We start from the raw sequence: 13,693 nt of genomic DNA, 5'->3' as shown, positions 1-13,693 counted from the left end.
TTCCTAGCTGCCAATTGTGAAAAGGAGTTTGAAAAGATAAGGAGAATATAATGTAATGATCATTTCTTTAAGTAGGGCGAATATAGAATGGAGGATGAAGGATGGCAAATGAAACTGCAGTAAAATCGCTGCCAGCACGAAGCGAAATCTCTGAACAAGATACATGGAAATTAGAAGATATTTTTTCGAGTGACCAGGAATGGGAAAAAGAGTTTCAAGAGGTAAAAGCTCAAATCCCAGGGATTAAAGAATTCGAAGGAAAATTAGGGGAAAGTGCAGAGACACTGTATCAAGCACTTCAGTTCCAAGACAAGCTGTTAGAACGAATTGGAAAGCTTTATACATATTCACATATGCGCTATGACCAAGACACGACAAACTCTTTTTACCAGGGCTTGGATGACAGAATGAAAAATCTGTATTCACAAGCAGCCAGCCAGTTGGCTTATATTGTTCCGGAAGTTCTCTCTCTAGACGAGAGCAAAGTAACTAGCTTCTTAAATGAGAAACCAGAACTAAAATTATATGAGCATGCTCTAGCTGAAATTAATTTGCAAAGACCACATGTCCTAACAGCGGAGCAGGAAGCATTGCTAGCTGAAGCGAGTGAAGTGATGGATGCTTCTAGCAATACGTTTGGAATGTTAAACAATGCGGACCTTCAATTTCCATCTATCAAGGATGAAAATGGCGAAGAAGTAGAAATTACTCATGGCCGTTATATTCGCTTTTTAGAAAGCTCAGATCCTAGAGTAAGACACGATGCGTTTAAAGCCGTTTATAAAACGTATGGTGAATTTAAGAATACATTTTCAAGTACATTAAGTGGAAATGTGAAGAAGGATAATTTTAATGCACGTGTAAGAAAATATGATTCAGCTAGACATTCAGCCCTTTCCGCTAATAATATACCTGAGAGTGTTTATGATAACCTTGTAAATACGGTTACCGATCATCTTCATTTATTACATCGCTATGTGAAGCTTCGTAAAAAAGTGCTTGGGCTTGATGAGCTTCATATGTACGATTTATTTACTCCACTTGTGAAGGATGTAAAAATGGAAATTAAATACGATGAGGCTAAGGATTTAGTCATTAAAGGGTTAGCCCCATTAGGCGAGGAATATTCGAAAATATTAACAGAGGGCTTTGAAAATCGCTGGGTTGATGTGCATGAAAATAAAGGAAAGCGGAGTGGGGCTTATTCTTCAGGAGCATACGGTACACATCCGTATATTCTGATGAACTGGCAGGATAATGTAAATAATTTATTTACACTTGCCCATGAATTTGGCCATTCTGTTCACAGTTACTATACACGGAAATCACAACCATATCCTTACGGTAACTATTCTATTTTCGTTGCTGAAGTGGCTTCAACCTGCAATGAAGCACTCCTAAATGACTACTTATTAAAAACAATTGATGATGAACAAAAACGAATATACTTACTCAATCATTATTTAGAAGGCTTTAGAGGCACCGTGTTCCGTCAAACCATGTTTGCGGAATTTGAACACATCATCCATCAAAAGGCACAAAATAACGAGGCATTAACAGCGGATGCATTAACGGAAAGCTATTACGAATTGAATAAAAAATATTTCGGTGATGAGGATATTGTGATTGATGAGGAAATCGGATTAGAATGGGCGAGAATTCCTCATTTTTATTACAATTATTATGTTTACCAGTATGCAACTGGTTTTAGTGCAGCCACTGCATTAAGCAAGCAAATTTTAGAAGAGGGCGAGCCAGCAGTCAAAAGATACGTTGACTTTCTAAGTTCGGGAAGTTCAGATTATCCAATCGAAGTGCTGAAAAAAGCTGGTGTAGATATGACAAGTGCAGAGCCAATCAAAAATGCTTGTAAGGTATTTGAAGAAAAATTGAATGAATTAGAACAATTGTTATCAAAAGCATAAATAAAGGGGATGGTGCCTATTGGCATCCATCCCTTTTAAAATCCTCTAAATCGTTTTCTGTCATTAAGGTAAAAAATGAAAATAAAAATGGATACAAACAATATTGGTGTACTAAGCAATAGAGGGAAGATCTTTAATAATGCGAGTACTTGGAGGAAAAAAGCAATCAAAATAAACAGTACCATAATAATGAAAGGGAATTTTCTCATCGAACATGGCCACCCTTTTAAAAAGTAGTTTTCATTCTTCGTACTATTATGTCTATTGTCCATTCCATGAAATTATGATATTTGACAATTATGTGAAATAAAGCACAAACTTATTGTCAGTATCTTTAACCCCATGCTATATTATATACGTGAAGTTGATCACAACAAACATATACCCCTTTGTTTGAACCGTGAAAAATTTCTCCCATCCCCTTTGTTCGTATAATAGAAAAATGCCTTGCAGTATAAAAGCTGCAAGGCATTTTCGTTTTTTTCATAGGATCTGTTAAACTAGGCTGTTGATTTCAACTCCAATCAACTAGCTATAAAACCAACAATACCCCTTTAACATAGCGTTAAAATAAAAAAATGCCGTTTGCAAACGACATTTTCTATTCTTCGATATATCTCCAAAAGGTTCCATATTTAGCGGGGATTTGTTCAACCACTTGCTTTAATAGTAGTTTCTTCATCTCCCGCTCAATTTGCGAAATAGACATATTATAAACAACGGCAATTTCCTTTGAGGCAACAAATTTAAAAAATTTCATAAATGTTTCTAACGGAGGCGGGGGAGATTGCACTGGTTTTTCAGAGAGCATTTCCTCTAAAATTTGGACATATACCTCATATGGATAAGAACCAGTTATCTTAATTCCTTCATCCTCAACATTTTCATTGAAAAATACTAACGTAGGAACTTCTTGTACATCCATTTCAGATGTGATCTTCAAATCACATTGGAAGGCTTTCGCAGCACTTTCGGAATGGATATCATACATGAATTCCTCCACATCTAAACCTAAGCTCTTAGCGCAATCCTTTAACACTTCAAGATTAGAAACATTTAGTTTCTCTAAAAACAAGCCCTCTTGTATTCTTCGCAGGAAACGAAGACCAGCACGTCTCCCTTGCAATTCAGCTGCTTTTAGAGCTATGGAAACTGTAAAAGGAGAATCGACGGGATTCTCTAACCATAGGCTTCCATCACATGACATTCCTGACCTGCTAGCAGTCTTTTCCCAAACTTGAGCGAGATTCTCAAAATTCTTTTTCTTACTCAAATTTAAATCGGCTAATCGACCACTCAAAATATGCTTAATTGAAAAATAACGGCCATATTCGATTTGAAGCTTCTTTAAAATGGGCTCTAATGCCCAACATTCCGGACATAATGGGTCAATAAACATATAAATCTCAATTGGTTTTTTCTCATTTCCGCCACATTGCTGCTTGGAGCCAGAAGATCTTGAACTATTCACGATCTTCACCTAAAACCTCGCCATCAGGCGTGTTAATCATGTGTTGAGCAGTAAGATGAAGTCTTGAATAAAATTCGTCCCTTATTGGACCATTTAAGCCAATTTTGTCCATTGCTTGAGTCATGCAAGATAACCATGCTTTCGCACGTGTTGGAGTAACTGGAAAAGGCAAATGGCGAGCACGCATCATTGGATGGCCATGTTCTTCTGTATACAATGCAGGGCCGCCTAAATATTGAGTTAAGAATTGCTTTTGTTTACGAGCAATTTCTGTAAATTGATTTGGGAATATTGGAGCAAGATCAGGATGTTGTGCAACAAGTCCATAAAAAGTGTCCACAAGATGGTGTAATGTATCTTCACCAATGGATTCAAATGGTGAAAGCTTTCTCTCAATCATGTTGACAACTCCTTTAAAGTATTATGTAGATTTATTTTAACAATGCCTATTTCATATCTCAAATTAATTGCTTTGAAAATGTGAATTTGTCACTCTGAACACATTATTAATGTGTACCAAGTGAGCAATTCTTAATAAAAGAAAGAGGCAGTAGCATGTTGGAAAAAATTCCAAATTGAAACTTCCCTTTAGCTAATTTAAAGAATTTAATCACGGTTTGTTAGTTCGTATTTTTTGCTATAGAAACGGCGGATTTTATTTTCTGTTTCTCGTGTAGGAATCTTAAATTGTTTAAGAAATTCAAGAAAAATTTTTTCTCCAACCTGATAGTTTTCAACCTCATATTCTAATTCATAATCCTCTTCACTTAGATAAATACTATGGTCCAATACCAGTAAGCCTTGTTTGTAATTGAATTCTACTCTCTCCGTAATTAATGATCCAAAATATTTAATAGTTGAAAAAGAAATTTGGTAGTCCTCGATGAGACGCTGAATGATCCCTGTTGGAAGTCTCCCATGGTGAATGGCGGTAGAGGCTTCCTCTTCCCCTATTATCTGATTCGTCTCTAGCAGCCCTACAGATGCCGGCTGTTTTAAGGTCATTTCGTAGGCCCCGCCCTTTTTACGAATTCTTAGTGCAGAGTCTTTACCTTTTAAAGCAAATTCAGGTGTATCAAAGTAGTGGTTTTCTTGTGAGAATATTTGGCTTTTGTCTATCTTGAAATACTTAAGAAGGCCTTCATATTCTAATCTTGTTAGCATATTTTTAAATTCGATTTCAATATTTTGCGTCATACCGTACTTCCTTTCAACTGAGTGTTTTCTTTATTATCTCACTTCCAACTTAAACATCAATCCTTGGGAGAAATGGATGAATTATGCTAAAATAGGTAGGTGAACAATGGAGGTATAGAGATGAAGAAAAATATTGCAATCCTAAAGGCATACATAAAAGAAGATAAACTAATGTTAGAAACAAATGAGCCAATTCTTGAATTGGTTCCAGGGGAACAGATTCTTGTAGATTCTGCCCAATACTCTTTCATTTACTTAATGGAAGATAAAAATGATTATACATATATCGTTTTACATGAACAAATCTGGCCGCTTTTAAAAAATGCACAGGAAAACAAGTTACCTGTCTGGGCTACCTTTAATGATGAGCAAAAAGAACTAATAAATTTTCATGATGAATTTGATTATCTCTTAACAAATATTAAAGGTAATAGTAATTATGGAAAAGAATTGGTTACAAAAGTAGAGGGTATTTTCTTAACTTAATTTGTTTTGAGGTGAAATCATGAAGCATTGGGACCAATTTTTAGCTCCATATAAACAGGCTGTTGCAGAATTAAAAGTAAAATTAAAGGGGATGAGAGGTCAATTTGAACTCGATGCTACTCATTCACCGATTGAATTTGTGACGGGAAGAGTCAAACCAATCGCAAGTATTCTTGACAAAGCGAATCAGAAAGGAATACCACTAGAAAGATTGGAAGAGGAAATGCAAGATATTGCAGGTATGCGTATTATGTGTCAGTTTGTCGATGACATTCATACAGTTGTCGATTTATTACGAAACCGGAATGATTTTGAAATCGTAGAGGATAGAGATTATATATCCCATAAAAAGACAAGCGGGTACCGGTCCTATCATGTTGTCATTAGCTACCCCGTTCAAACGATACATGGGGAAAAGAAAATCTTAGCGGAAATTCAAATACGAACTTTGGCAATGAATTTTTGGGCGACCATAGAACATACGCTAAGCTATAAGTATAAAGGTGTTTTTCCAAGTGATATTCAAATGCGTTTGAAAAGAGCAGCTGAAGCGGCATTTCGGTTAGATGAGGAAATGTCATTGATTCGTGGTGAAATTCAGGATGCTCAGGCCTTTTTTACAAGAAAGAAAGAATTAAAACAAGAAGAAAAGGATTAATTGTCATAACCGTCTTTTGAAAAGCCATTCAAGTCACAAGGAGCAAAAATACTATGAAATTTGCGATAACATCAAAAGGAGATCAAAAATCAAATATTTTAATGCACAAAATGAGGACCTATTTACTTGATTTTGATCTTGTGTACGATGAGGACCAACCAGATATAGTTGTTTCCATTGGTGGTGACGGGACACTCCTTTATGCCTTTCATCGCTATAGCAGCCGTTTGGATAAAACAGCCTTTGTAGGAATTCACACAGGCCATCTCGGCTTTTATGCAGATTGGATCCCAGATGAAATTGAAAAGCTAGTGATTGCGATTGCTAAAACACCCTATCAAGTCGTGGAATACCCATTGTTAGAAGTGATTATCCGTTACTCACATGCAGGGAAGGAATCAAGGTATCTTGCCTTAAATGAGTCAACTGTTAAAAGTGTCGAGGGGACACTCGTCATGGATGTGGAAATCCGCGGACAGCATTTCGAGCGGTTCCGTGGGGACGGCTTATGCGTTTCAACACCTTCGGGTAGTACCGCGTATAATAAGGCACTTGGAGGGGCGATTATCCATCCGTCGATTTCTGCACTCCAAGTGGCTGAGATGGCATCGATAAATAACAAAGTCTTTAGAACAATAGGCTCGCCGCTTATTCTCCCTGCACACCATACATGTATGCTTAAACCGGTAAATCGGTCTGATTTTCAAGTGACCATCGACCATCTGACCTTGCTTCATAAGGATGTAAAATCAATCCAATTTAGGGTGCCAGAAGAAAAAATTCGCTTTGCCCGTTTCCGGCCGTTTCCTTTTTGGAAAAGAGTTCATGATTCCTTTATTTCAGATTGACGAGAAGGGGCCATTATAATGACTTCCCCGTTTCAAATGAAGTGGAAAATTAGTGAAAGCGATAGTGGAAAACTTTTAAGAGAATTTTTAAAAAAGGAAGAGATTTCTCGAACGGCCTTAACGGATATTAAGTTCAAGGGCGGTAGTATCCAAGTAAATGGAGAAGAAGTAAATGTTCGATACAGGTTGGCATTTGGGGATGAAGTAATGGTTATTTTTCCCATGGAGAGTCCTAGCGAGGGACTAAAGGGCGAAGAAATCCCGTTAACGATTCTATATGAAGATAAGTATTTGTTGGTTGTTAATAAACCCGCAGGAATGAATACGATTCCGTCTCGAGAACACCCCGTACACAGCTTGGCAAATGCTCTTGTAGGCTATTATCAGCGCAGTGGGCTGCAAGCAACAACGCACATTGTAACTCGGCTTGACAGGGATACTTCAGGGATTGTTCTAATTGCTAAGCATCGCCATGTCCATCACTTGTTCAGTTTGATGCAACGGGGCGGGCAGGTGAAAAGGACATATGAAGCTTTTGCTGGAGGCAGGATTTCACTAGATAGTGGCACGATTACAGCGCCCATTGGCCGCAAAGACGACAGCATTATTGAGCGGGAAGTTCGTGCGGATGGTCAATATGCCAGCACTCATTATCAAGTGATCGAGAAACATATTGCATTTACCTATTTGGAGCTCACACTTGAAACCGGACGAACCCATCAAATTAGAGTTCATATGTCTTATTTAAACCATCCTTTGCTTGGTGACGATTTGTATGGGGGAGACCGATCATTAATTGCTAGGCAGGCTCTTCATTGTAAAAGAATAAAATTTATTCATCCATTTTCAGGAGAGGAAATGATTTTTACTGCACCATTACCGAGGGATATGGGTGAAATTTTAGAGGCTGACTCGCTTTTATAGGAGGCAGCCTTTATAATTTGAACGTGCGTGCGATCCCGCTTTTTCAATTTCAATCAAATTGCTTAAATTTTTCCTCTACATATGGCATAGTAGATTTAATCGAAACCAATTCCATTTCAGGATATCTTAAGGCGGTTAGGTTTCCTCCGAAGACTGCCCCAGTATCAATATTATAGGTATTATTGATGATTCTTGGCTCATTCACAGGAGTATGTCCGTAAACGATACATGCTTCACCGTGATACTCTTTTGCCCAATCTCTTCTTATCGGTGACCCGTCAGGGTGTTTTTTACCTGTTATATCGCCGTAAAGGACAAATTCTTTGACCTTAGCATGGGATTGTCCGATAAATTCCTGCTTAATCCCTGCATGGGCAATAATAAGCTTTTTGTTGTCTAATACTAAATATAATGGAGCCCTTTCATAAAGTTCGGTGAATTTTTTTCGAATGGATTGCTGCTCTTTTTTATATAATGATTCATATTCGGCAACTGTTGTTTCTAACCCGTGGGCAATCTGAACTTTGTTGCCAAGGAAGAAACGGTATAACTTATTACAATGATTCCCTGGTGTGTAATAGCCTGTTTTTTCTTTAATGACTAACTGCCATACAATTTCGATTACGTTAAGTGAAGCAGGTCCCCGATCTGTTAAATCACCGAGAAATCCCAGCACTCTATTATTGGGATGTCTTGGGATACCGTTCTCCCATTTATAACCAAGTGTAATGGTAAGTTCCTTTAATTCCGTTAAACACCCATGAATATCACCGATTATATCAATTTTCATAAATTCAACTCCCTTATATCGATATTTTTTGCCTAAGAGTTAGTTTTTATAAAAAGGATTCTAATCTAAAACTTTTTTGAGAGGAGTTACACGAATGGAGCAGCAGGTTTCAGTTATTTCTTTATTAATTGTTGTTACAATGGCATTTTTAACACCGATTCTTTTACATCGGTTTAAATTGAATTATATCCCTGTGGTCGTCGCTGAAATTATTATGGGATTGGTAATCGGTAAAAGCGGTTTTGATGTGGTTCATGAAGATATGTGGCTCTCAACCCTATCGACCTTAGGGTTTATTTTTCTCATGTTTTTAAGCGGACTTGAGATAGACTTCACGGCCTTTGCTGGGAGGAAATTGCGTAAAAAGCTTTCCAATGGAAAAAAAGAGCCCAATTCATTTGTAGTCGCGGGGCTAATCTTTGCAGGTATCTTTATTTTCTCCCTGGGTTTATCCTTTTTGTTTGTGATAGCAGGTTTTATTGAGAATGCCTTTTTAATGACGCTGATCATTTCGACCATATCATTGGGTGTTGTTGTGCCTACTTTGAAAGAGGCACATCTGATGAAAACCGTCATCGGACAAATTATCTTATTGGTTGCGGTTATAGCCGATTTAGTGACGATGATATTGCTTGCTGTCTTTGTATCGCTATATGAATCAGGGCATGGAAATACTTGGCTGTTACTTATTTTGTTTGCCGCAGGTATCGTTCTTTATTTTCTTGGCAAAAGATTTAAAAATCGAACCTTTATAGAAACACTTTCAACGGGGACCGTTCAAATAGGGACGAGGGCCGTGTTTACACTGATCATCGTATTAGTAGGTCTTTCTGAAACAGTGGGTGCAGAAAACATCTTAGGAGCGTTTCTAGCAGGTGTCCTTGTTTCGTTGTTATCACCGAACCAAGAGCTTGTACATAAGCTAGACTCATTCGGGTATGGATTTTTGATTCCCATCTTTTTTGTAATGGTGGGAGTAAATCTTGATATTTGGTCCCTTTTTAATGAAAAAAAACTCTTATTAATGATACCGCTGCTATTACTGGGGCTGCTTTTATCAAAACTTATCCCCGTGTATATTTTGAAAATTTGGTATGAGTTGAAAACAGTCATTGCAGCGGGTTTTTTACTTACTTCAACACTTTCCCTAGTCATTGCAGCGGCGACAATAGGAGAAAGGTTAGAAATCATAACCCCGCAGATGAGTGGCACATTAATATTGGTTGCTGTAATTACGTCTATTATTACACCGATTGTTTTTAAAAAGTTATTCCCTAAAGAAGTGGTCGCTAATAAAAGGGTAAGCGTGGCATTCTTAGGTGCCAATCAGACCACATTGCCCGTCTCACGAGAATTAAAGTCAGGCTTGTATGATCCAATCTTGTATCATACTCAAATGGAGAAATCAGAAAAGCAAATTGCTAATTCTCTTTTTGACATAGTTGAAATTCCTGATTATTCCCTTGATACGTTGGAGAATACAAACGTCTTTCAATCAGAAGTTGTAGTGATTTCAACAGGTGATGAAAGAGTAAATGCAACACTTTCTGTAGCTTCGAAAGAAAAAGGAGTTTCTAGGGTCATTGCCCGAATAGAAAGTCCTGATTTAGAGGAAAGTTTACGGGAGCATAATATAGAAGTGTTTTCTGCATTTATGTCAACCAAAGTATTGCTCCGGGCATTAATTGAATCACCAACCTTGTTAAATATATTAACAAATCAGGAGACAGGACTTTATGAAATTGTTATGCTGAATAGGCAATTTGATGGGATGTCTTTACGGAGATTTCCTTTTACAGGAGATATCATATTTGTCCGAATTTTCCGTGGCAAGGATTCCATCGTCCCACATGGAGATACAGAGCTGCAAACGAATGACCGCTTGATTGTTACTGGATCGAAGGAATATGTGGATGAACTGAAAAGAGAGTTAGAATTCTGCGAAACCTGTTAATGTATTTTTGAAAAAATGTTGTTTGATGTGTTGAACTTTTCATTTGTCGTAAATTAGTGTAAAATTAGTACCAAGTACTAATAACTCATGTAATAGTAGGAGGACTTTTTCAATATGAATCTTTCTTTATCTGGAAAAACTTATGTAGTAATGGGTGTTGCCAATAAACGCAGTATTGCATGGGGAATTGCCCGCTCATTGCACAATGCAGGAGCAAGATTAATTTTTACCTATGCAGGTGAAAGATTAGAAAGCAGTGTTCGTGAACTTGCTAATTCGTTAGAGGCTGAAGGGACACTTGTTTTACCGTGTGATGTTACACGCGATGAAGACGTTGCGAAGTGCTTTGCTGAAATCAAAGATTCAGTTGGGGCAATTCATGGGGTAGCACACTGCATCGCATTTGCTAATAAAGAAGAACTAAGTGGTGAGTATATGAACACAACTAGAGAGGGCTTCATGCTCGCTCATAATATCAGCTCATATTCCTTAACAGCCGTAGCGAAAGAAGCACGAGGATTGATGGTTGAAGGTGGAAGCATTGTCACGTTGACGTACTTAGGTGGAGAACGTGCAATCCAGAACTATAATGTTATGGGTGTAGCCAAAGCTTCTCTAGATGCTAGTGTTCGTTACTTATCCGCAGACCTTGGAAAAGATAACATACGTGTAAACTCGATTTCTGCAGGTCCAATTCGAACATTATCCGCAAAAGGAATAAGTGATTTTAATTCAATTTTAAAAGAAATTGAAGAAAGAGCTCCATTACGTAGAGCTACCACTCCAGAAGAAGTTGGAGACACTGCTTTGTTCCTTTTCAGTGATCTTTCACGAGGAATTACCGGCGAAAACATTCATGTTGATTCCGGATATCATATTCTATAAGGATGATGATGAAGGCCCGCATTTGATGCGGGCCTTTTTGCTTGCAGTAAATTTCTTATTTTCCTATGAACGCGTATGGGCCTCTAGCATAAATATAATGTGTAGGATTACGTAAATGGAGGTACAGAGCATGTCGGAAAAGAAAAGTAAAGGACCATTACTCTATATACACCAGCCGTTTGCAAGGACTCCTGCAACTAACATGCAGGACATTTATACGAGCAGACTGGAAGAAGAAGAACTGGTTGAGAAAGAAATGCTGTTAGAGGCTGAAAGCAAAAAGAAAATCTCTCTTTTAAATAAGGAAATAGTTCAAGAGCCAATAGGGACGGAAGGATCTAGATCAGATAATCCAGCAACAAAATCACCAACATCGATTCAGGAAAGACAGCGTTCTCCCTTTAACAGGGTGAAACCCTTTAAAGAAATGGATATTAAAGAACGATTGAATTATTTAATCAACTATCCAAAAGTCCTTCCGCCTCCACCATGCGTTTTTATTACCGAAGAAAAAAATTATCAGGGATACTTAACTCTGTACGATGGTGACGAAGTAACGATTCGATTTCATGATCAATCAACAAATACAGTGCCAGTCCATGCACTTAAAGGGGTTATCTTGATTGGAATCAAAAAATAGAGACAACAAAAAAGCCAGCCGATTATACCGACTGGCAATATTTTTAAATGCAAATTCCTAAGTTAACATCCGCAATACATTGAACAGCGCAGAAGCATCTTAAGTCAACTGTTATGCAATCGTTACTTGCGCGGAAACGTTCAACTTGACAAACCTTATCGAGGTCAATACAACACTTATCTCCACCTGAAACTAAGTTTACTGGGGTGAAAGTTCCACCTTCACGGCGACCAGGTACTAATACACGAAGTGTAGCACAGCAGTTATCAAATACATCTTCGACACGGAAGTAGATGGATACACATGCATTGTTTTCGGTACTAAAGAAAGCGTGGAATGGTGAACCATCCGCAGTACTTAAAACAAATACACGAGTATCAACTGGATCTCGCCTTGCTGGTGAAACCAATGTACCAAGTGGCTCATTGAAACAACTGGAACATTCAGGACATTCATCTTCTTCTACAGCATTATCTTGGATATCCTTAATTGCACGGACGACTTCGCAAACACAATTACCTTTATGAAAATCATGATCATTATTTCCACAACCCATTTATTTTTCCTCCTTAATCCGATATACATCTTACATTATTAACATATTTCACAGAGCACTTTTGGGTAACGGACAATAGCCTTGTTTGAGTAAATTAGGCGACAAAAATGTCTATGAAAGGAAGAATGGATACACAACATGAAAATAACTTTATTAAACCTGATTATTCTATCACTTGCGTCTTTTAGACTAACAAGATTATTTGTTTTTGATAAAATAACAGAATTTATTAGGGAGCCTTTTTTCAATGAAATCAAAGAAGTAGATGAGTATGGTGAAATCGAGGTTTATTATTTACCAAAGGAAAAAGGGGTCAAAAAGTTCTTCGGTGAACTTCTTAGCTGTTATTGGTGTTCAGGGATATGGACTTCTGTAGGAGTTGTCGGTATATCACTTCTATATCCAATCGTTTCCTACCCTATTATATTAATTTTAGCGGTTGCTGGCATTGCATCAATCTTGGAGTTAATTGTACAGTATTTTATCGATAAATAAGGTGTTTGCTGAGACAAGACCTACATCTTAGTCATATTCTAATACAAGTAGGAATGAATTGATAGCAAGGGAGAGAGAATTAATGAGTCAGAAAAAAAGGAGAAACCAATATACAACCACAACACAAGGTACAGAAACAACACAAGATATAGAAACAACACAATCAACTCACACGTATCAACCGTCAAAATCCATAAAGCAAAAAGGTTCAGGTTGTGGCTGCGGAAAAAAAACTTCTAAATAGGCTTAAGGGGACTGCCAGATTGACTGGCGGTTTTTTTGTTTTACGAAGGAATAAAGATAAATTACTCGTAACTAGTCATAATTTTAGACAATATCGAAAAAACTACCTATAGTGATGGTAAAAAAACGGAATAAGGGATGGGAATCAAATGAAAGCTATTCATCATTGGGTATTATTCGCTTGTTTATTATTACTCTCCTCCTGTAGTCAAAATCCACAGGTTAAGGATAGTCAAATAGCCCTTATGAAAACAACGAATCCTAATCCGATCGTAACCGGGAAAAACATAAGTAAAAATCATGTGAAAGAAATTGAGCATGATGTAAGCGCGTTTCCAGAATTATATGATGTGGCCGTTATAAAAGGGAAAAAAGATACACTAGTGGTATATAAGGTTAAGCATATGCATCGTTTTAGAATGAAAAAAATTGAAAAAAACATCAACAAAATGCTTAAAGAAAAATATCCCAATGATAACTTTACCATTTCAAGTGACTACAAAATTTTCCTCGAAGCAGTGAGACTTGATGAGAGAATGAAAACCTCCTCTAAATTTTCTCATCAAAGGGCTGAAAAACGCTTTAACGACATCGTTAAAATGACGAAAGAAATGAAGTAAG

16 protein-coding genes are annotated in these 13,693 nt (G+C 37.4%); 11 read left to right on the top strand and 5 right to left on the bottom strand.

The window, feature by feature from the left end; all coding sequences use genetic code 11:
• Nucleotides 1-101: 101 nt before the first annotated feature.
• Nucleotides 102-1,925 carry an oligoendopeptidase F gene (pepF, locus tag ACSU6B_RS01185; RefSeq protein WP_410882079.1) on the top strand — a complete coding sequence of 608 codons (1,824 nt, stop codon included), beginning with the start codon at nt 102-104 and terminating at the stop codon, nt 1,923-1,925.
• Nucleotides 1,926-2,526: 601 nt separating this feature from the next.
• On the opposite strand, the gene ACSU6B_RS01180 is transcribed toward pepF, so the two are convergent.
• The 3 genes from ACSU6B_RS01180 to ACSU6B_RS01170 all read right to left on the bottom strand — a co-directional run bounded on the left by ACSU6B_RS01180 (nt 2,527) and on the right by ACSU6B_RS01170 (nt 4,593).
• On the bottom strand, nt 2,527-3,405 hold the full coding sequence (locus ACSU6B_RS01180) for a ClpXP adapter SpxH family protein (protein WP_439276188.1): 879 nt from the start codon (nt 3,403-3,405) through the stop codon (nt 2,527-2,529).
• Nucleotides 3,389-3,796, bottom strand: a complete 408-nt coding sequence (locus ACSU6B_RS01175; RefSeq protein ID WP_168242505.1) for a globin domain-containing protein — start codon at nt 3,794-3,796, stop codon at nt 3,389-3,391. The genes ACSU6B_RS01180 and ACSU6B_RS01175 overlap by 17 nt, the downstream gene beginning before the upstream one ends.
• A gap of 206 nt (nt 3,797-4,002) precedes the next feature.
• Entirely contained in the window at nt 4,003-4,593 is a 591-nt protein-coding gene (locus tag ACSU6B_RS01170) for a CYTH domain-containing protein (RefSeq protein ID WP_410882075.1), read from the bottom strand.
• Between the two features lie 120 nt (nt 4,594-4,713).
• Between ACSU6B_RS01170 and ACSU6B_RS01165 the strand changes: the two genes are divergently transcribed.
• Genes ACSU6B_RS01165 through ACSU6B_RS01150 form a run of 4 tightly spaced genes read left to right on the top strand, consistent with a single transcriptional unit; the run spans nt 4,714 to nt 7,509 of the window.
• Nucleotides 4,714-5,079 carry a hypothetical protein gene (locus ACSU6B_RS01165; protein WP_215015655.1) on the top strand — a complete coding sequence of 122 codons (366 nt, stop codon included), beginning with the start codon at nt 4,714-4,716 and terminating at the stop codon, nt 5,077-5,079.
• Between the two features lie 19 nt (nt 5,080-5,098).
• Complete coding sequence (locus tag ACSU6B_RS01160; protein WP_214999607.1) at nt 5,099-5,737, top strand: GTP pyrophosphokinase; 639 nt, start codon at nt 5,099-5,101, stop codon at nt 5,735-5,737.
• A 53-nt stretch (nt 5,738-5,790) separates the two neighbouring features.
• Nucleotides 5,791-6,585 carry an NAD kinase gene (locus tag ACSU6B_RS01155; RefSeq protein WP_168242509.1) on the top strand — a complete coding sequence of 265 codons (795 nt, stop codon included), beginning with the start codon at nt 5,791-5,793 and terminating at the stop codon, nt 6,583-6,585.
• 18 nt (nt 6,586-6,603) lie between these two features.
• Entirely contained in the window at nt 6,604-7,509 is a 906-nt protein-coding gene (locus ACSU6B_RS01150) for an RluA family pseudouridine synthase (RefSeq protein ID WP_410882072.1), read from the top strand.
• Between the two features lie 49 nt (nt 7,510-7,558).
• Here ACSU6B_RS01150 and prpE read toward each other — a convergent pair whose 3' ends face one another.
• Nucleotides 7,559-8,299: a bis(5'-nucleosyl)-tetraphosphatase PrpE gene (prpE, locus tag ACSU6B_RS01145; RefSeq protein WP_214713168.1), complete on the bottom strand. Its 741-nt coding sequence runs from the start codon at nt 8,297-8,299 to the stop codon at nt 7,559-7,561.
• 94 nt (nt 8,300-8,393) lie between these two features.
• On the opposite strand from prpE, the gene ACSU6B_RS01140 reads away from it, so the two are divergent.
• The 3 genes from ACSU6B_RS01140 to ACSU6B_RS01130 all read left to right on the top strand — a co-directional run bounded on the left by ACSU6B_RS01140 (nt 8,394) and on the right by ACSU6B_RS01130 (nt 11,778).
• The gene (locus ACSU6B_RS01140; protein ID WP_410882070.1) at nt 8,394-10,253 is read left to right on the top strand and encodes a monovalent cation:proton antiporter family protein; all 1,860 of its coding nucleotides are present in this window, start codon (nt 8,394-8,396) and stop codon (nt 10,251-10,253) included.
• Between the two features lie 114 nt (nt 10,254-10,367).
• Nucleotides 10,368-11,138, top strand: a complete 771-nt coding sequence (fabI, locus tag ACSU6B_RS01135) for an enoyl-ACP reductase FabI (RefSeq protein WP_214999601.1) — start codon at nt 10,368-10,370, stop codon at nt 11,136-11,138.
• 130 nt (nt 11,139-11,268) lie between these two features.
• On the top strand, nt 11,269-11,778 hold the full coding sequence (locus tag ACSU6B_RS01130; protein WP_410882068.1) for a CotO family spore coat protein: 510 nt from the start codon (nt 11,269-11,271) through the stop codon (nt 11,776-11,778).
• Nucleotides 11,779-11,821: 43 nt separating this feature from the next.
• Here the strand turns inward: ACSU6B_RS01130 and ACSU6B_RS01125 are convergent, their stop codons facing one another.
• On the bottom strand, nt 11,822-12,334 hold the full coding sequence (locus ACSU6B_RS01125; protein ID WP_410882066.1) for a CotY/CotZ family spore coat protein: 513 nt from the start codon (nt 12,332-12,334) through the stop codon (nt 11,822-11,824).
• A gap of 138 nt (nt 12,335-12,472) precedes the next feature.
• Between ACSU6B_RS01125 and ACSU6B_RS01120 the strand changes: the two genes are divergently transcribed.
• The 3 genes from ACSU6B_RS01120 to ACSU6B_RS01110 all read left to right on the top strand — a co-directional run bounded on the left by ACSU6B_RS01120 (nt 12,473) and on the right by ACSU6B_RS01110 (nt 13,692).
• Nucleotides 12,473-12,829 (top strand): DUF1360 domain-containing protein, encoded by a 357-nt coding sequence (locus ACSU6B_RS01120; protein ID WP_410882064.1) that lies wholly within the window; start codon nt 12,473-12,475, stop codon nt 12,827-12,829.
• An 82-nt stretch (nt 12,830-12,911) separates the two neighbouring features.
• Entirely contained in the window at nt 12,912-13,073 is a 162-nt protein-coding gene (locus ACSU6B_RS01115; protein WP_214999594.1) for a hypothetical protein, read from the top strand.
• Between the two features lie 148 nt (nt 13,074-13,221).
• A complete protein-coding gene (locus ACSU6B_RS01110) occupies nt 13,222-13,692 on the top strand; it encodes a sporulation protein (protein WP_214999592.1) in 471 nt (156 codons plus the stop codon).
• Nucleotide 13,693: the final 1 nt, after the last annotated feature.

The organism is Neobacillus sp. C211, assembly GCF_051842875.1.
GTDB lineage: Bacteria > Bacillota > Bacilli > Bacillales > Cytobacillaceae > Neobacillus.
This window is presented reverse-complemented; position numbering and strand designations above follow the sequence as displayed.